Origin of the sequence: Microbacterium sp. NPDC056569 (genome assembly GCF_042793475.1) — a bacterium.
Taxonomy (GTDB): Bacteria; Actinomycetota; Actinomycetes; order Actinomycetales; family Microbacteriaceae; genus Microbacterium.
On record NZ_JBHTUV010000001.1, the window covers coordinates 307,781 to 326,362 of the forward strand.

At 70.8% G+C, this 18,582-nt stretch carries 14 protein-coding genes; 8 read left to right on the plus strand and 6 right to left on the minus strand.

The window, feature by feature from the left end:
- The first annotated feature begins 139 nt into the window (after window positions 1-139).
- Window positions 140-1,276 carry a hypothetical protein gene (locus tag ACFQ7C_RS01225; RefSeq protein WP_378896833.1) on the plus strand — a complete coding sequence of 379 codons (1,137 nt, stop codon included), beginning with the start codon at window positions 140-142 and terminating at the stop codon, window positions 1,274-1,276.
- Here ACFQ7C_RS01225 and ACFQ7C_RS01230 read toward each other — a convergent pair.
- Window positions 1,228-2,244 (minus strand): LacI family DNA-binding transcriptional regulator, encoded by a 1,017-nt coding sequence (locus tag ACFQ7C_RS01230; RefSeq protein ID WP_378896835.1) that lies wholly within the window; start codon window positions 2,242-2,244, stop codon window positions 1,228-1,230. The genes ACFQ7C_RS01225 and ACFQ7C_RS01230 overlap by 49 nt on opposite strands.
- Window positions 2,245-2,333: 89 nt before the next feature.
- On the opposite strand from ACFQ7C_RS01230, the gene uxaC reads away from it, so the two are divergent.
- The 3 genes from uxaC to ACFQ7C_RS01245 are packed head-to-tail and all read left to right on the plus strand — an operon-like array spanning window position 2,334 to window position 7,019.
- Entirely contained in the window at window positions 2,334-3,809 is a 1,476-nt protein-coding gene (gene uxaC / locus ACFQ7C_RS01235; RefSeq protein ID WP_378896838.1) for a glucuronate isomerase, read from the plus strand.
- A 5-nt stretch (window positions 3,810-3,814) separates the two neighbouring features.
- The gene (gene manD, locus ACFQ7C_RS01240; RefSeq protein ID WP_378897389.1) at window positions 3,815-5,041 is read left to right on the plus strand and encodes a D-mannonate dehydratase ManD; all 1,227 of its coding nucleotides are present in this window, start codon (window positions 3,815-3,817) and stop codon (window positions 5,039-5,041) included.
- 13 nt (window positions 5,042-5,054) lie between these two features.
- The gene (locus tag ACFQ7C_RS01245) at window positions 5,055-7,019 is read left to right on the plus strand and encodes an alpha-glucuronidase (protein ID WP_378896840.1); all 1,965 of its coding nucleotides are present in this window, start codon (window positions 5,055-5,057) and stop codon (window positions 7,017-7,019) included.
- A gap of 58 nt (window positions 7,020-7,077) precedes the next feature.
- Here the strand turns inward: ACFQ7C_RS01245 and ACFQ7C_RS01250 are convergent, their stop codons facing one another.
- The 5 genes from ACFQ7C_RS01250 to ACFQ7C_RS01270 all read right to left on the minus strand — a co-directional run bounded on the left by ACFQ7C_RS01250 (window position 7,078) and on the right by ACFQ7C_RS01270 (window position 13,620).
- Complete coding sequence (locus ACFQ7C_RS01250) at window positions 7,078-7,764, minus strand: glycosyltransferase (RefSeq protein WP_378896842.1); 687 nt, start codon at window positions 7,762-7,764, stop codon at window positions 7,078-7,080.
- A gap of 29 nt (window positions 7,765-7,793) precedes the next feature.
- Window positions 7,794-9,836, minus strand: a complete 2,043-nt coding sequence (locus tag ACFQ7C_RS01255) for a beta-galactosidase (protein ID WP_378896844.1) — start codon at window positions 9,834-9,836, stop codon at window positions 7,794-7,796.
- A 99-nt stretch (window positions 9,837-9,935) separates the two neighbouring features.
- Window positions 9,936-11,615 carry an extracellular solute-binding protein gene (locus ACFQ7C_RS01260; protein WP_378896846.1) on the minus strand — a complete coding sequence of 560 codons (1,680 nt, stop codon included), beginning with the start codon at window positions 11,613-11,615 and terminating at the stop codon, window positions 9,936-9,938.
- Between the two features lie 32 nt (window positions 11,616-11,647).
- Window positions 11,648-12,562: a carbohydrate ABC transporter permease gene (locus ACFQ7C_RS01265; RefSeq protein ID WP_378896849.1), complete on the minus strand. Its 915-nt coding sequence runs from the start codon at window positions 12,560-12,562 to the stop codon at window positions 11,648-11,650.
- Window positions 12,563-12,591: 29 nt separating this feature from the next.
- Window positions 12,592-13,620 (minus strand): ABC transporter permease, encoded by a 1,029-nt coding sequence (locus ACFQ7C_RS01270; RefSeq protein WP_378896851.1) that lies wholly within the window; start codon window positions 13,618-13,620, stop codon window positions 12,592-12,594.
- Between the two features lie 185 nt (window positions 13,621-13,805).
- Here ACFQ7C_RS01270 and ACFQ7C_RS01275 point away from each other — a divergent pair, with 185 nt between their 5' ends.
- Genes ACFQ7C_RS01275 through ACFQ7C_RS01290 form a run of 4 tightly spaced genes read left to right on the plus strand, consistent with a single transcriptional unit; the run spans window position 13,806 to window position 18,451 of the window.
- Window positions 13,806-14,819 carry an acetylxylan esterase gene (locus tag ACFQ7C_RS01275; RefSeq protein ID WP_378896854.1) on the plus strand — a complete coding sequence of 338 codons (1,014 nt, stop codon included), beginning with the start codon at window positions 13,806-13,808 and terminating at the stop codon, window positions 14,817-14,819.
- A complete protein-coding gene (locus tag ACFQ7C_RS01280; RefSeq protein ID WP_378896857.1) occupies window positions 14,816-16,165 on the plus strand; it encodes a mannitol dehydrogenase family protein in 1,350 nt (449 codons plus the stop codon). Before ACFQ7C_RS01275 ends, ACFQ7C_RS01280 begins: the two co-directional genes overlap by 4 nt.
- Window positions 16,162-17,400, plus strand: a complete 1,239-nt coding sequence (gene manD / locus ACFQ7C_RS01285) for a D-mannonate dehydratase ManD (protein ID WP_378896860.1) — start codon at window positions 16,162-16,164, stop codon at window positions 17,398-17,400. Before ACFQ7C_RS01280 ends, manD (ACFQ7C_RS01285) begins: the two co-directional genes overlap by 4 nt.
- A 43-nt stretch (window positions 17,401-17,443) precedes the next feature.
- A complete protein-coding gene (locus ACFQ7C_RS01290) occupies window positions 17,444-18,451 on the plus strand; it encodes a LacI family DNA-binding transcriptional regulator (protein WP_378896863.1) in 1,008 nt (335 codons plus the stop codon).
- Window positions 18,452-18,582 lie beyond the last annotated feature (131 nt).

The following is an 18,582-nucleotide window of genomic DNA, read 5'->3' on the forward strand; positions in this document are numbered from 1 at the left end:
TGCGGGTGCACACCGCACCCGGAACCTACACGGGCACCCTCGCGATCCCCATGTCCCCCGAGGAGTGAGCGGGCGCCCCACCCCCGCGGCCGGCCGGGGGCACCCGGCCGGCCGCACCCCTTCGACAGAGGAACACGCGATGAATGTCCCCCATCCGCTTTCCCGCGCCGTCGTCGCCACCGTCGCGGCGGCCCTGCTCGCGGCATCGGCCGCGCCCGCGCACGCGGACGAAACCGCGCCCGAGACCACCTGGTCGCTCACTCCCGCCACCGCCGAGGGCCCTGACTCCCGCGTCTCGCTGCGGCACGTCATCGGCGCCGGCCAGAGCGTCGACGACTTCGTGACCCTCACGAACTTCAGCCCTCATCCGGCGAGGTTCGACGTCTACGCGAGCGACGGCCTCGTCAGCGCGAGCGGCGACTTCGACCTGCTGCCGCCTGGCGAGACGCCCGTCGACAGCGGCTCCTGGATCACCGTCGGCGCCGTGGAGAACGGATCGACGGACGGCGGAGTCCTCACCGTCGAGGTGCAGCCCGACTCGTCCCTCACCATCCCGCTGACCATCGCGGTGCCCACCGACGCCACCCCCGGCGACCATCCGGCCGGCGTCGTCGCGCAGTTCGTGCCGGAGGCAGACGGCCCCGTCCAGATGGCCAATCGCGTCGGCGTCCGCGCGCACCTGCGTGTCGACGGCGAGGTCGTGGCGGCCATTGGGCCGACGTCCGTGTCGACGATGTACGAGCCGTCGTGGAATCCCTTCGCACCGGGCATCCTGCGGATCGAGCACCGGCTCGCGAACTCCGGCAACGTGCGCCTCGGCGCCGAGACCCGCACGACGGTGACGGGCCCCCTCGGGCTCGCGCCCGCCGACGCCTCGTCCCAGACCCGCGAGGTGCTGCCGGGGCAGACGACCGCGTCCGCCGTGCGCCTCGAGGTGTGGCCGCTGTTCGTCGCCCTCGGCGAGATCACCGTCGACCCCCTCGTCGTGGGCGAAGACGACGTCGTCGCACCCGAGTCCTCGACATCCTCCTTCACCGTGTGGATGGTGCCGTGGTCGCAGCTCGCCCTGCTGATGCTCGTGGCGGCGGCCGTCGTGCTCGCGATCCGGCTGCGTCGGCGCTCCCGCGCCGACGTGCAGCGCCGCATCGACGAGGCCGTCGCGCAGGCGCGCGAGAGCGCGGCGGTCGCGCAGGCGCGCGGAGAGGGCGCGGCCGAGCCGCCCAGCGCTCAGCCGCGCGGCGCGGCGGTCGAGGACCGCACCGCAAGCGTCGGATGAACCGACCGATGGATCGACTCCGGCGCCGACTCGGCGCCGTCGATGCGGTCGATCAGCAGCCCGACGGCCGCGTCGCCGAGCTCGCGGAGGTCGGCCCCGACACTGGTGAGCGGCGGGGTCACGAGGCCGGTGATGTAGGTGTCGTCGAAGCCGACGAGGCTCACCTGGTCGGGCACCCGGACGCCGGCCTCGGTCCACTGCGCGAGCAGGCCGAGCGCGACGAAGTCGTTGTAGGCGATGACGCCGGTCGCCCCCGTCGCCAGCACCTCGGCCGCGACCGCGCGTCCGCCGTCGGACGTGGGAACTCCGTCGGCGAGCGCCACGAGCTCCAGTCCTTCGCAGCGCGCGGCCGCTGTCGCGATGCCGTGCGCACGCCGCGCCTGCGACCACGACCGCGCCGGGCCGCCGACATACGTCACGCGGCGATGGCCCAGCCCGTAGAGGTGCTCGATCGCCTGGCGCGCCGCGGCGTCCTCGTCGATGGTCACGGTGGGCGTCGCGGGCGCGCGAGCGCCGAGGTCGCGGTTGATGAGGACGCATGTCGTCGACTCGGCCACCTCGGCCAGCCGGTCGTCCGTCAGGCGCGACGAGGCGAGGATCAGGCCGTCGATCTGCGACCGCAGCGCCCGGACCTCCTCGTCCTCGACGTCGGCGCGCTCGGTCGTGTCGACGACGACGAGCCCATAGCCCCGTTCGCGGCACACCACCTGCGCGCCCTTGGTCATCGACGCGAAGTAGGGGTTCTCGATGTCGGGCACGACCAGGGCGACGACGCCGGTGCGTCCGCGGCGCAGGCTGCTGGCGGCGCGGTTGGGCCGGTATCCGAGCTCGTCGACAGCGGCGAGCACGCGGTCTCGCGTGTCGTCGGAGACCCTGTGCGGTTCGCGCAGCGTGCGCGAGACGGTCGCGATCGAAACGCCGGAGCGCGCCGCGACGTCGTGGACGGTCACCATAGCGCGTCCCCCCATGTCGGAACCGGACCCATTCTCGCCGAGCGGCGCCGGAAAATCGTGATGAACACTAGAGTAATAACGTTTACACACAAAGGAGTGCATCGATGACACACGCCGTATCCGGGGTCTCCGACGGCTGGTCGCTGCATCGGGATCGGGCCCTCCCCGCCGATCCTGCGGTACGCCCGCTCGCCCGCCGGATCCTCGATGCGACGGAACGGCTCCCGATCGTCTCGATGCATGGCCATGTCGACGTCGACATGCTCGCCGACGACACGCCGTTCACCGATCCGTCGGCACTGCTGATCACCCCCGACCACTACCTGGTGCGCATGCTGGTGTCGCAGTCGACGTCGCCCGGATCCGTCCGCGACGCCGGGGTGCGGTCGGCGGCCGACCTCGGTGCCGGCATCGGCGACGTCGAGCGCGACGCCCGCGTCATCTGGCGCCGGTTCTGCGCGGGCTGGCCCGCGTTCCGCGGCACGCCTACGAGGTACTGGCTCGAGCACGTCCTCGCCGACGTGTTCGAGGCGCCCGCGCCGCCCTCGCCCGAGACGGCCGATGACCTGTACGACCACCTGGCCGACCGCCTGGCACGCCCGGAGTACCGTCCGCGGGCGCTGTTCGAGCGCTTCGGACTCGAGGTGATGGCGACGACGGATGCCGCGACCTCGCCGCTCTCCTCGCACGCGCGCCTCGCGGCCGACGGCTGGGGCGAGCGCGTGATCCCGACGTTCCGGCCCGACCCGCTGCTCGAGCCCGCCCGGCCGGACTGGAGCCGGCAGCTCGCCGTGCTGAGCGAGACGACGGGAATCGACGCCCACGACTACGACGGCTTCCTCGACGCGCTGCGCGACCGCCGCCGCGCGTTCATCGCGGCGGGCGCCCGTGCCACCGACCACGGCCACCTGAGCGCCGACACCACCCCGCTCGATCTCGCCGACGCGCGACGGTTGTTCGACCGGGCGCGCGGGGGCGAGCTCGGCGCCGCCGAAGCGACCGCGTTCACGGCCAACATGCTCTTCCGCATGGGCGAGATGTCGGCCGAGGACGGCCTCGTGATGCAGCTGCACCCGGGCGTCCTCCGCGACCACGACCGCGGCGTCGCGGCCCGGCACGGCCACGATCTCGGCTACGACATCCCCGTGCAGGCCGAGTTCAGCCGCGCCCTGCGACCGCTCCTCGAGGCGTTCGGCCACCACCCGAGCTTCCACCTCATCGTCTTCACCGTCGACGAGACGACGTACTCGCGCGAGCTGGCACCGCTCGCGGGCGTCTACCCCGGGCTCCGCCTCGGAGCGCCGTGGTGGTTCCTCGACTCGCCCGATGCGATGCGGCGGTTCCGCGAGGCGGTCGTCGACACCGCAGGCCTGCGGAACACGAGCGGGTTCGTCGATGACACCCGGGCCTTCTGCTCGATCCCCGCCCGGCACGACCTCGCACGGCGCATCGACGCCGGCTATCTCGCGCGCCTGGTCGCCGAGCACCGGCTGGGCCTCGACGAGGCGGTGGAGGCGGCCGTCGACCTCGCCTACCGGCTCCCCCGTGAGAGCTACCCGTCGCCCCGGAGCGCGGCATGACGGGCGTGCGCATCCGCTCCGCCGAAGTGCTCGTCGCAAGTCCCTCCCGCAACTTCGTGACGCTGCGGCTCACGACCGACGACGGGATCGTCGGACTCGGCGACGCGACGCTGAACGGGCGGGAGCTCGCCGTGGCGTCGTACCTCCGCGACCACGTGGCGCCGCTCCTCATCGGCCGCGACGCCCACCGCATCGAGGACACGTGGCAGCTGCTCTACCGCTCGGCCTACTGGCGGCGCGGGCCGGTCACCATGAGCGCGATCGCGGCGGTCGACATGGCGCTGTGGGACATCAAGGGCAGGCTCACCGGGCTCCCGGTGTACCAGCTCCTCGGCGGCGCGTCACGCACCGGCGCGCTCGTCTACGCGCACGCCTCCGGCGCCGACCTCGACGACCTCGCCGACTCCGTGCACGCACGGATCGAAGAGGGGTACAAGGCGATCCGGCTCCAGGTCGCGATCCCCGGGATGGGCGGCGGCTACGGCATCTCGTCGGCGCGTGCCAGCGGCGGCCGGTACACGTACGAGCCCGCCAAGCGGGCCGGCCTGCACGTCGAGGAGGGCTGGGACTCGAGCCGGTACCTGCGCCACCTCCCGGCGATGTTCGAGTGGGCCAGGGCAGAGTTCGGCCCCGAGGTGATGCTGCTCCACGACGCCCACCACCGGCTGACGCCCATCCAGGCGGCGCGGCTCGCGAAGGACCTCGAGCCGTACGACCTGTTCTGGCTCGAGGACGTCACGCCGGTCGAGAACCAGGAGTCGCTGCGGATCGTGCGGCAGCACAGCACGACCCCCCTCGCGATCGGCGAGGTGCTGAACTCGGTGTGGGACTTCCGCACGCTCGTCCAGGAGCAGCTGATCGACTACGTCCGCGCCTCGGTCACGCACTCGGGCGGCATCACGCACCTCAAGCGCATCTTCGAGTTCGCCGGGCAGTACCAGATCAGGTCCGGCAGCCACGGCCCCACCGACATCTCGCCCGTCGGCATGGCGGCGGCGCTGCACCTCGACCTCGCGATCCACAACTTCGGGATCCAGGAGCACATGGCGCACGACCGCCTGACCGACGAGGTGTTCCGAACGAGCTTCTGCTGGGACGACGGCGCGATGCACCCCGGCGACGCCCCGGGGCTGGGCGTCGAGTACGACGACGACGCGGCCGCGCGATTCCCGTACGAGCCCGCCTACCTTCCGACCGCGCGACTCGTCGACGGGACCGTCCATGACTGGTGAGGAGCCACGAACCATGACCGCAGAGCACCCGATGTGGCTGCCGCCTGCCGCCTTCGCCGGCCTCGAGGGCCTCACCGTCCGCATCACCGGCGAGGGCGCGCTGCTCGACACCGTGCGACGCGAAGCCGAGGCGGCCGGCGCCGTGCCCGCGGACGACGCCGACGTGATCGTCGTGCCGGCGGTCGCGGCATCCGCTGTCTGGAGTGAACCCCTGCCTCTTGACGACCTCGGCGAGGAGGGATTCGTCCTCGCCGTGCGGGGTGAGCGCGCCCTCGTGGCGTACGGGGGGCCGCACGGCGCGCTGCACGGCTGGTTCGCGCTCGTGCGCGCGCTCGCGAGCGGCGCCGTCGACACCACGGACCGGCATGTGCCGCAGCACGGCCTGCGCATGCTCGATCACTGGGACAACGTCGCCGTGCACCCCCATATGGGGCAGGTCGAGCGCGGGTATGCCGGCGGATCGATTTTCTACGACGACGGCGAACTCCGCGAGGACCTGACGCGGGTGGAGCGGTACGCGCGCCTGCTGGCTTCGATCGGCATCAACCGCGTCACCGTCAACAACGTCAACGTCGGGCGCCGCGAGGCGCGGCTGCTCACCGACGACCTCGGCTCGGTCGAGAGGCTCGCCGCGATCTTCCGCCCGTGGGGCATCCGCACGCACCTGTCGGTGAACTTCGCGTCGCCGCTCACGCTCGGCGATCTCGAGACCTCCGATCCGCTGGACGCCGGGGTGCAGGAGTGGTGGCGAATCGCGGCCGCGCGCGTGTACGACCGGATCCCCGACTTCGGCGGCTTCCTCGTGAAGGCCGACTCGGAGGGGCAGCCGGGTCCGTACGCCTACGGCCGCGACCACGCCGACGGCGCCAACATGCTCGCACGGGCCCTCGCGCCCTTCGGCGGACTCGTGCACTGGCGCGCCTTCGTCTACAACCACCGGCAGGACTGGCGCGACCGCAAGACCGACCGGGCACGGGCCGCCCACGACACGTTCACGCCGCTGGACGGCCGCTTCGACGACAACGTCATCCTCCAGGTGAAGTACGGCCCGCTCGACTTCCAGACGCGCGAGCCCGTGTCGCCCACGATCCCGGCGATGACCCGCACGCGCGTGGCACTCGAGCTGCAGGTCACCCAGGAGTACACCGGCCAGCAGCAGCACGCGGTGTACCTCGGGACGCAGTGGAGCGGCATCCTGTCGTGGCGCCCGCGCGGCGGCGACGGGCCGGCGCTCTCAGAGGTCGTGCGCGGGGGCGTGGCCGCGGTGGCGAACGTCGGCGACGACCGCTTCTGGACCGGCCACCCGCTCGCCCAGGCGAACCTCTACGCGTACGGGCGGCTCGCGTGGGACTCGACCCTCGACGCCGGAGCGATCCTCGACGAGTGGATCGCTCTCACCTTCGGGTCCGATGCCGCAGCGCGGAGCGGCATCCGATCGATCCTCGACGATTCGTGGCTGACGTACGAGTCGTACACGGCGCCGCTCGGGGTGTGCTTCATGGTGAGCCCCCTGAACCGTCACTACGGACCCGACGTCGACGGCTACGAGTACTCGCAGTGGGGCACGTACCACTTCGCGGACCGCGACGGGATCGGCGTGGATCGCACGGTGGCGACCGGCACGGGGTACGCGGGACAGTACCCCGAGCCGTGGCGATCGACGTACGAGTCGCTCGACACCGTCCCCGACGAGGTCATCCTGTTCTTCCACCACGTTCCCTACACGCATCGGCTGCGCAGCGGGAAGACGGTGATCCAGCACATCTACGACACCCACTTCGCCGGCGTCGAACGCGCGGCTGAGATGGCGGGAGCCTGGGACGGGCTGAACGGCCTCGTGCCGGCCGACGTATGGGAGCGCGGGCGCGAGCGGTTCGCCGAGCAGCTGCGCTCGGCGACCGAGTGGCGCGACCAGGTCAACACGTACTTCTGGCGGAAGTCGGGCGTGCCCGACGAGCAGGGCCGCACGATCTACTGACCGGTTGGCGGCGGGCGGGCGCCGGTGCGAGACGCCGGGTCGGCCGCCGGCCCCGGCGTCAGGCCTCGGGCGTGACGAAGCGCGAGCGGATGTCTGTGGTCATCCCCTTCGCGTTGACCACCGCGAACGCGGCGAAGAAGACGCCGAGGAGCGCGAGCACCCAGTCCGACGTGAACGTCACGATCGCGGCGGCGATCAGCAGGTACGAGAACGCGCCGAGCGTGACCAGCGGGCGCGCCGCGAGGTAGTACAGCGCGAGGCGCGCGACGTCGCGTGCGCGGAACGAGAAGAACGACGCGATGACGAGGGCGTTCGCGGACCAGAGCCCCAGGATCACGAGGAAGGCGATCGCGGCGACGACGAAGAATCCGTCCACCCCGACCGCTGCACCGTACGCGACGGTGACGCCGAGCACGGTGGCGAGCGCGAGCGCCGGCACCCAGACCCACAGCACATCGATGAGGTCGCGGGCGTACGCCTTCCAGAACCGCGGCCACACCGTGAGGTCGTCCGAGCGGGACGCGATCGTCGACATCGCGGCCGAGAACGCCGGGCCGACCGGCACCAGGCACAGGGCGTAGAGCGGCAGGTTGCTGGCATCGCGCTCGAGCAGCAGCATCCCGACGAACGCCGGCGCCGCGGCCAGCAGGAAGCAGGCCTCTACGAGCAGGAACCAGTACACGGCACCCGTGGCCCGGCCGAGAACGCCCCGGCGCGGATCGGGCGCCCCCGCCTCACGCGTCATGTCACCCATCCTGCCCGCCGGCGCGTCGCTCACGATGCCGCACCGCTCGAGGTCTCGACGACGACCACCCCGGTCCCCGGCACCGGGAGCGACGCTCCCGCGGCGACTGCGCGACCGGTGAGCAGATCGACCCCGTCCCACGGCGCACGCACCTGGACGGCGTCGGCTCCGTGGTTCAGCAGGAACTCGTACCGGCGGCCGTCGACCACGCGGCTCGTGTGCTCGAGGTCGCGCACGTCGGCGAACGCGCCCAGGCAGCCGCGCTCGGCCAGCGCGTGGCGCACGACCCAGTCGACGCCCTCCTGATCGAGGACGCTGCCGACGTACCAGGCGCTCCCCTCGCCCACCTCATGACGCGTGACGGCGGGTGTCCCGTCGTAGAAGTCCGTGGTGTAGAAGCCGACGGGCTCCGCTCCCTGCGGGATCACCAGATCGAAGACGTGGTGCGCGCTCACGCGCAGCTCGGGCTCACCCGGAAGCAGCAGCGCCACCTCGTTCGGCTGATCGGGCGGGAGCGAGTCGGTCTCGTCGACCCGCACGCCGCACAGCGCGCCGAGGGGGCCGGGCACGTCCATGAGGAAGGCGTTGTCGTTCTCGTCGACGCGGCCCGACATGACGGTCGTCACCACGGTGCCGCCACGACGGGCGACGTCCTCCAGCCGGGAGGCGGCGTCCCCCTTCAGCATGTGGAGGAACGGCGCGAAGACGACGTCGTAGCCCGACAGGTCGGCGGTCGCGGCGACGACGTCCACGAGTGCTCCGGCCTGCCACAGCGCCTCGTAGTACGACACGAGCTGCGCCTCGTAGCCGACCGCGCGGCTGTAGCCGTCCGACATCTCCAGCGCCCACCACGAGTCCCAGTCGAACAGGAGCGCCACCCGAGCGGGCGTGCGGCCGCCGAGCAGGCGGTCGCCGACCTTCTCGAGCTCGGCGCCCAGCGCGGCGACCTCGGCGAACGCGCGGGTGTCGGTGCGCCCGGCGTGGTTGAGCACCGCGCCGTGATACTTCTCGGAGGCTCCCCTGCTGTGCCGCATCTGGAAGAAGAGCACCGAGTCCGAGCCGTGCGCCACAGCCTGCCACGACCAGAGCCGCATCTGCCCCGGACGCTTCACCGGGTTGTAGTTGCGCGTGGCGGTCATGGTCGGCGTCTGCTCCATGAGCCAGAACGGCTGCCCGTCCTTGAGGCCGCGCATCAGCGCGTGCGACAGCGCCATGCGCGAGACGGGCGAGCCGTCCGTCGGGTAGTTGTCCCACGAGACGAAGTCCAGGTGCGGCGCCCACCGGTGGTAGTCGAGGTGGCGGTAGATCGCCATCATGTTCGTCGTCACCGGCAGATCGGAATAGGCGCGGATCGCGTCCTTCTCCTCGCGGAACGACCGCAGGATGTTGTCGGTGTTGAACCGCAGGTAGTCGAGCGTGATGCCCTGGAACGCAGTGTGGTTCGGCCCGCGCCAGTGCTCCGAGAGCATGTTCGGCGGGACGATCTGCTCCCAGTCGGTGAAGCGGTGCGACCAGAAGTCGGTGTTCCATGCCTCGTTGAGCCGGTCGAGCGACCCGTGCCGGTCGCGCAGCCAGAGGCGGAACTCCGCCGCGCACAGGTCGCAGTAGCACTGACCGCCGTACTCGTTGTTGACGTGCCACGCGACGACGGCCGGGTGCCCCGCGAAGCGCTCCGCGATGCGCGCGGCCACGGCCGCCGAGAACCGCCGGTAGGCCGGCGACGACGCGCATGCGTTGTGGCGCACGCCGAAGACGTGGCGCCGGCCCTCGAAGTCGGTGCGGCAGACCTCGGGGTACCGGTGCGCGAGCCACGGCGGAACGGCGGCGGTCCCCGTCGCCAGGCACACCTTCCGGCCGTCGGCGTGGGCACGGTCGAGGATGCGCTCGAGAGTGGACAGGTCGTACGTGTCCTCGTCGGGCTGTGTCAGCGACCACGTGAAGACGCCGACGGTCAGCAAGTCGATGCGCGCGAGATCGAAGGCGCGGTAGTCCTCGTCCCACACGGCGTCGCCCCACTGCTCGGGGTTGTAGTCGCCGCCGTAAGGGATCTTGTCCAGGGCCGGCAGTGTCACGTGCGCATCTCCAGGGTGTGTCGGGGTGAAGTGGGTTTCCAGAACGGATGCCGCGGCCCCGCGCCCATCGATGGCACGGGGCCGCGGCATCCGTCGTCGTCAGCCGTTGGTCTCGGCGTAGCGCTCCTGCGCGCTGTTGACGATGTCGAGATAGGGCGTCAGGTTCATGCCCTCGAGCTCGGCCACGTACGCGTCCCACTCGTCGAGCGAGCGCTGGCCCAGGATGAAGGCCGCGGTGTTCTGGTACACGTGGTCCTTCAGGGCCGACTGGTAGAGCGACACCTGCTCGCGATCCACCTCGCTCAGCGGGGCGGGCGGCGGGAGCTCGAGGATCTTCTTCGTCGACATCTCCTCGACGAAGGTGAGCGCCTCCTCCGGCAGCATCGAGCGGTCGAGGTCGACCGACGAGCCGTGGACCAGCATCCACACGCCGTTGGAGAAGCCGTAGTCGGCCTGGAGGTTCTCGGCCGCGCCGGGGTTGATGCCCATCGCCGTGATGCCCGGATCGAGCACCCGGGTGCCGTCGCTCTCCTTCGTGTAGGTGTCACCCTCGACACCCCACTTGGCGAACTCGAGCCCCTCGTCGGAGTAGTACAGCCAGTCGAGGAACTGCAGCAGCGCGAGGAAGTTCTCGGACTCCTGCACCTCGGACGACAGCATGAAGCCGCTCACCAGGCGCTGGCCGGCCTGGAAGTTGTCGCCCGCGGGACCGGCCGGCACGCGGATGAGCGACAGCTCGCCGTCGGTGCCCAGCTCCTCGAGCGTCTGGCGGTAGCCGATGATCTCCTGGTTGTTGGTGCCGACCGACAGCGCCTGGCCCGACGCGACCTTCTGCTTGGCCTGGTCGTCGTCCTGGGTCAGCGCCTCGGGATCGAGCAGCCCGTCCTCGACGAGCGACGCGTAGAACTCGAGGAGCTCCCTGTACTCGTCGGTCGCGCCCGTGTAGACGAACTCCCCGCCGTCCCACGTGAGGCCCTGGCCGAAGTTCCAGCCGGCGCTCGTGCCGAAGTTCGGCGCCACGAACGCGAGCGTGCCCTCGATGGGGCCGTTCGCCGACCAGCGGTCGGTCATCGGGTAGAGGTCGGGGTAGGCCTCCTTGACGGTCTCCAGCTGGTCGCGGAACTCGTCGAAGGTCTCGGGCTCGAGGTTGAGGCCGAGCTCCTCCCAGATGTCGGAGCGGACCGCGAAGGTGTACTCGGGGCGCGGCTCCTCGCGGAAGCCCGGGAAGAGGTAGTACTTGCCGTCCTCCTGGCGCAGCTGGTCGAGGTCGGCCTCGAGGCCCCACGTCTCGACCTTGTCCATGTAGTTCGGCATGTACTGCACGAAGTCGCTCGCCGGAAGGATCGCGCCGCCCGCGACGAACGCCACCTCCTGGCCGGGATAGGTGACCGACACGATGTCGGGCGCGTCGCCGGCGCCGACGACCAGCGACTTGCGCTGGTCCCATTCGCTCAGCGGTGCGCTGACGATGTCGAAGGTGACGTTCTGGTTCTTCTCCAGCTCGCTGAGGATGAGCCAGTTCTCGTCGAGCGGGTAGTTCGGGTGGTCGCGATAGAACAGGCCGAACTCGACGGGCTCGGTCGCGGAGAACGTGTCTCCGACGCCGTAGTCCTCCATTGCGCCGACGTCCTTGCCGGTGAAGTCGAACTCGCCCGCCTCGGTCTCGCCGCCGCCGTCGCCGGAGGCGCCGCAGCCGCTGAGCACGAGGCCGCCGGCCGCGAGCACGGCGACCGCCATGAGGGCGCCTCGGCGCGCCCTCCGCGTCACTTGCTGTGTCATGGGGATTTCCTTTCTGGGGGTGGGGGGCGACGTCACTGCTTGACGGAGCCGAGCATGACGCCGGACACGAAGTACTTCTGGATGAAGGGGTAGAGGCAGACGATCGGCAGCACCGTGAGGAGCATCGTGACGGCCTTGACGTTGGACGCGACCTGGGTCGCCTCGCCACCGCTGCTGCCGGCGCCGAGACTCTCCGTCCCCGTCGCGGCGGCGAGCAGATTCCTCAGATAGACGGTGACCGGATACAGCTCGGCTTTGTCCATGTAGAGGAACGCCGCGAACCACGAGTTCCAGAACGAGACGGCGTAGAAGAGCACCATCGTCGCGATGACGGCCTTGCTGAGCGGCAGCACGATCTTCCACAGGATGCCGTACGTGGTCAGGCCGTCGATCGCGGCGGCCTCTTCGAGGTCTTCGGGGAAGCTCTCGAAGAAGGACTTCATCACGAGGAGGTTGAACACGCTGATCGCGTTGGGGATCACGATGGCCCAGAGGGTGTTCTTGAATCCGAGCGTGTTGATCAGGATGTAGTTCGGGATGAGGCCGCCGTTGAAGAACATGGTGAAGACCGCGAGACCGATGAAGACGGCACGGCCCTTGAGGTCCTTCTTCGAGAGGGCGTAGGCGAACGTCGTCGTGAGCGCCATCGCGATCACGGTCGCCACCACGGTGTACACCACGGTGTTGCCGTAGTTGCGCCAGAAGAGCGGGTCTCCCATGACGTAGCCGAAGGTCGTCACGTTGAAGCCCTTCGGGATCAGGTTGACCTGTCCCGAGTTGATGTAGGCCTCGGAGCTGAACGCCTGGGCGACGACGTTGAGGAACGGATACAGCGTGACGAAGCAGATGACGAGGATCAGCGTCGCGTTCACCACGCGGAACGCGGTGTAGCTGCGCGAGTCCTTGATGCCGCCCTGCTTCGACGGGCGGAAGATGCGGTCGGACATGCGCCGCGGCATGGTCCGGAGGCTTTCGGTCACCACAGGCTCGTCCCCACGGCTCGGCGCGAGATCGCGTTGGCGGTCAGGATCAGGGTCAGGCCGATGAGCGCCTCGAACAGGCCGATCGCGGTCGCGTACGAGAAGTTGCTCGAGATGATGCCGACCCGGTACAGGTAGGTCGAGATGACGTCGGCCGTCGGATACAGCAGCGGGTTGTAGAGCAGCAGGATCTTCTCGAAGCCCACCGCCATGAACGTGCCGATGTTGAGGATGAGCAGCACGATCATGGTCGGGCGGATGCCCGGGAGCGTCACGTGCCAGATCTGCCGCCACCGGTTGGCGCCGTCGATGCGCGCGGCCTCGTAGAGCTGCGGGTCGATGGTCGTGAGGGCCGCGAGGTAGAGGATCGTGCCCCACCCGACCGTCTGCCAGATCTCGGAGCCGACGTAGATGGTCGGGAACCACTGCGGGAGCTGCATGAAGGGGATGGGCTCCCCGCCGAAGAACTCGATGCCCTGGTTGATCGAGCCGCGCAGCGCCGTCAGCTGGAGCACCATGCCGGCCACGATGACGACGGACATGAAGTGGGGCAGATACGAGATCGACTGGGCGACGCGCTTGAACGCGCCCGAGCGCAGCTCATTGAACATCAGCGCGAGGATGATCGGCAGCGGGAAGACGATGAGAAGCGTCAGACCGCCGAGGATCAGGGTGTTCCAGAACGCGCGCCAGAACGTCGGGTCGTTGATGAAGAGCTCGACGTAGCGCAGGCCCACCCACTCGTCGCCGAACATGCTGCCGCCGGGGCGGAACCGGCGGAACGCGATGACGTTCCCCGCCATCGGGATGTACCGGAAGATCAGCAGGAAGACGATGGGGAGGATGAGCAGCGTGTAGAGCCGCCAGTCCTTCTTGAGCGCCTTGCGCCACGTTCGGCGGGGCCCGCGCGGGGGCTTGCGGTCGCGCCGGGACCCACCGGGCGACTTGCCCGACTCCCGCGCCTCGTCTTCCTCCGCGCGCAGCTCGATCGCATCCGCGATCACGAGGTTGCTGTTGACCGACATACGCTCCCTTGCGGCTGTCCGGAGACGGTGTCACCGAGTATGTGATGGTGGTGCGAAAGTTTCGTCTTCCGCTTCGATACATGTGACGCTAGCCTTGACGTGAGCCGATGTCAACGTTTTCATTGGATCGACGACGACCGAATCGATCGGCCCACCGCGGCCGTCGGAGGGAGAGCTGCAAGACGATGGCACGCTTCGACATGGCCGAACGCGAACTGCTGGACTACCGTCCGCGGGTGGACGAGCCGGGCGACTTCGACGCGTTCTGGCGGGCGACGCTGGCGGAGGCGCGCGATGCCGGCGGCACCGTCAGCCGCGTGCGCTGGGACGGCCCACTCGAGCTCGTCGACGTCGACGACGTGGTGTTCCCGGGCTTCGCGGGCGACCCCGTCCACGCGTGGTTCGTGCGCCCGCGGGGCGCGGCGGCCGAGCTTCCCGCCGTGGTCGAGTTCGTCGGGTACGGACGCGGCCGCGGACTCGCCCTCGAGCGGCTGCACTGGCCGGCGGCGGGATTCGCCCAGCTGATCGTCGATACCCGCGGGCAGGGCTCGACGTGGGGCACCGGCGGGAGCACCCCGGACCCCCACGGCGCGGGTCCGGCGACGACGGGCTTCCTCACCCGCGGGATCGAGGATGCCTCGACCTACTACTACCGCCGCGTGTTCACCGACGCCGCCCGCGCGGTGGACGCGGTGCGCGGCTTCGACGAGGTCGATCCCGACCGGGTCGCCGTCACCGGCAACAGCCAGGGCGGCGCGATCGCGATCGCGGCGGCGGGCATGTCGTCGGGCCTGGTCGGCGCACTCCCCACCGCGCCGATCCTCGCGCACCTGCGTCGGGTGGTCGGCTTCACCGACGCCGAGCCGCACGCCGAGATCGCCCGCTACCTGTCGGTGCACCGTGACGCGCAGGAGCGCGTCTTCCGCACCCTGTCGTACTTCGACGGCGTGAGCTTCGCGCAGCGGGCCGACGCCCCTGCTCTGTTCGGTGCGGGGCTCATGGACATGATCGCGCCGCCGTCGGGCGTCTACGCCGCGGCCAACCACTGGCGCGGCGGCGCCGAGATCGTCGCCTACCCGTGGAACGGGCACGAGGGCGGCGAGGGCGCCCACCAGCTGCGGCAGCTCGCGTGGCTGCGCGCACGTGTCTCGGGCGAACGCGGGAGCGCCGTCCCGCGGGAGAGCGCGGTCGTGTCGTGACGGATGCCGCACCCCGCCTGACCCGTGCCGCCATGCTCCGTGCGGGTACGAGCCTGCCTGTTCCGCCCGTGCGCATCGTGCACCTCGGGATCGGCGGCTTCCACCGCGCCCACCAGGCGTGGTTCACCGCTCGCGCCGCCGGCGGCGAGCGCTGGGGCATCGCCGCCTTCACGGGTCGCAGCGCCGGAGTGGCCGAGAGCCTCGAGCCGCAGGACGGCCTGTACACGCTGGTCGAGCGTGGCGCCGAGACGGACCGCTTCGAGGTGATCGGCAGCATCGCGGAGGTGCACGAGGCGTCCTCACCGCGTTTCGACGAGCTCGTGGCTGCGCCGCAGACCGCTGTCATCACGCTCACCGTCACCGAGGCGGGCTACCACCTCGACGCCGCCGGCGCGCTGGACCTGGCCGACCCCGACATCGCACACGACGTCGACGCGATCCGCCGGGGCGGCGCGAGCCTGCGCACGCCCATCGCGCGCCTGACACGGGCGCTGCGCCTCCGTCACGACAACGGGGCAGGGCCGGTCGCGGTCGTCTCGTGCGACAACCTCCCGCGCAACGACCGCGTCGTCGAGGACGCGGTCGCACGGTTCGCGGCCGCCTGCGAATGGGACGCCGCGCCGTGGCAGGTCTCGTTCGTGGCGACGAGCGTGGACCGCATCACGCCCCGCACCACCCCCGCCGACACCCGGGAGGTCGAACAGGAGACCGGATGGCACGACGAGGGCGTCGTCGTGACCGAGCCCTTCGCCGACTGGACGCTGAGCGGCGCCTTTCCCGCGGGGCGGCCGCGGTGGGAATCCGCCGGTGCCCGCTTCGTGGCCGACATCGAGCCCTACGAGCGCCGCAAGCTGCTCGTGCTCAACGGCGGGCATCTGGTGCTCGCCTTCGGCGGCCTGCTCCGCGGGCACGCGACCGTCGCCGACGCCATGCGCGATCCGGCGTGCCGCGACGCGCTCGACCGGTTCTGGGAGGCCGCGGCGGTCGCCGTCGGCGCCGAGATCGAGACCGCCGACTACCGTCGCGCGCTCACGGAGCGCTTCGAGAATGCGCGGATCGCCCACCACCTCTCTCAGATCGCGGTCGACACCGCCACCAAGCTGCGGCTGCGCATCGTGCCGGTTCTGAGCGCCGCTCTCGCCGACGGCCGTGATCCGGATGCCGCGCTCGACGTGCTCCGCGACTGGGCGGCCTGCCTGCGCTCCGGACTGATCGAGCCGGGACGCGCGCCGGAAGAGCTGCGCACCGATCTCATCGCGGGACTCGAGGCCGGCCTCGCGGCCACCGTCGTCACCGCCGTAGAGCCCACCCTCCACCCCATCGCACTCGCCGAGGAGAGCACATGATCATCGACCGGGCCGAGGTCATCGTGACCAGCCCCGACCGCAACTTCGTCACCCTGAAGCTGACCACCGACGACGGGCTCGTCGGGCTCGGCGACGCGACGCTCAACGGGCGCGAGCTCGCCGTCGTCGCCTATCTGCAGGAGCACGTCGTGCCCCTGCTGCTGGGCCGCGACGCGCACCGGATCGAGGACACCTGGCAGTTCCTCTACCGCTCGGCGTACTGGCGGCGAGGTCCTGTCACGATGGCCGCGATCGCCGCGGTCGACGTGGCGCTGTGGGATCTGAAGGCGAAGGCCGCGGGGATGCCGCTGTACCAGCTGCTCGGCGGCGCTTCGCGCACGGGCCTGCTCGCCTACGGTCACGCGTCGGGCAAGGAGCTGCCCGAGCTCTTCGACTCCGTGCGCAGCCACCTCGAGCAGGGGTACCGCGCCATCCGGATCCAGACCGGCGTGCCCGGCCTGAAGTCGATCTACGGGATCGCCTCCAATGCGACGTATGAGGCGAACTCGGGCGTCCGGTACGACCACGAGCCCGCGCAGCGCGGCGCCCTGCCGAACGAGGAGGACTGGGACACCCGCTCGTATCTCCGGCACGTCCCCACCGTCTTCGAGGCGGTGCGGAACGAGTTCGGCGCGGAGCTGCCGCTCCTGCACGACGGCCACCACCGCATGACCCCGGTCCAGGCGGCGCAGCTGGGCAAGTCGCTCGAGCCGTACGACCTGTTCTGGCTCGAGGACTGCACGCCCGCCGAGAACCAGCAGGCGCTGCGGCTGGTGCGGCAGCACACCACCACGCCGCTCGCGATCGGCGAGATCTTCAACACGGTATGGGATTACCAGCAGATCATCCGCGAGCAGCTGATCGACTACGTGCGCTCCGCGGTCACGCACACCGGCGGCATCACCCACCTCAAGAAGGTGCTCGACTACGCGTCGCAGTACCAGATCAAGTCGGGCATGCACGGTCCCACCGACATCTCGCCGGTGGGCATGGCCGCCGCCCTGCACCTCGGGCTCGCGATCCACAACTTCGGCATCCAGGAGTACATGAAGCACGGCGCGCGCACCGACGCGGTCTTCCGCCAGTCCTTCACGTGGGAGGACGGGATGCTGCACCCCGGCGACGTGCCCGGCATCGGCGTGGATCTCGACGTCGACGAAGCGGGGCGATATCCCTACGTGCAGGCCTACCTGCCGTTCAACCGGCTCGGCGACGGAACGGTGCACGACTGGTGACTGTTTCGCGCAGAGGCCAAAAGTTTCGGAATACCATCGCACAATGAGCGACACCACTCGCGTGACTCTCGCCGCGATCGCCGCGGAGGCCGGCGTGTCGCTCGCGACCGTGTCGAAGGTGCTCAACGGGCGCACCGACGTCGCGCCCGCGACGCGCGCACGCCTCGAGACGGAGCTGGCGCGCCACGGCTACACCCGCCGTTCGGCCAGGCATCGCAGCGAGTTCGTCGAGCTCGTGTTCCACGAGCTCGAGCCGAGCTGGTCGATGGAGGTCATCGAAGGCGTCGAGGACGTCGCCCACGCGGCAGGCCTCTCGGTCGTGCTCACGGTGAGCGGCGACCGGCACACCCCGGGCGCCGACTGGATCGACGGCGTCCTCCGCCGCCGACCCGCGGGCGTGGTGCTGGTGTTCTCCGACATCGCGCCGCGGCTGCGCGACAAGCTGCGCGCCCAGGGCATCCCCTTCGTCATCATGGACCCCGCGGGCGATCCCTCCCCCGACGTCCCGTCGGTGGGCTCGGCGAACTGGTCCGGCGGCCTGATGGCCACGCGCCACCTGATCGAGCTGGGCCATCACCGCATCGCGGCGATCACCGGCCCCGAAGACATGATGTGCTCGCTGGCCCGCGTCGACGGCTACCGCTCCGCGATGAACGCGGCCGGGCTGCCGATCGACCCGGAGCTCATCCGGTTCGGCGACTTCCACCCGGGCGGCGGAGAGGCCGCCGCCCGCGAGCTGCTGGCGCTCGAGAACCCGCCCTCCGCGATCTTCGCGGGAAGCGACCTGCAGGCGCTCGGGGTGATCGCGGCGGGGTCGGCCGCCGGCCTCCGCGTGCCCGACGACCTGTCGGTGGTGGGCTACGACGACATCGCCCTCTCACGCTGGATGAGCCCGCAGCTGACCACCGTCCACCAGCCGCTGCGCCGGATGGGCGAGGAGGCCACGCGTCTCGCGCTCCGCCTGGCCGACGGCGCGCAGCCCGACACCCTCCGGATGGATCTGGCGACCCACCTCGTGGTGCGCGGCAGCACCGCGCCGTACGCGGGCTGACCGCATCTTCCCGGGCGGGCAGACCGCGCCCGCCCACCGGCCGTGCGGGCGTCTGGGCACCGGACGTTCAGGCGGCCGTGGCGCCGCATCCACCCCGGGTCGCTACAAAGGGACTCGGCGCACGGGCGCGC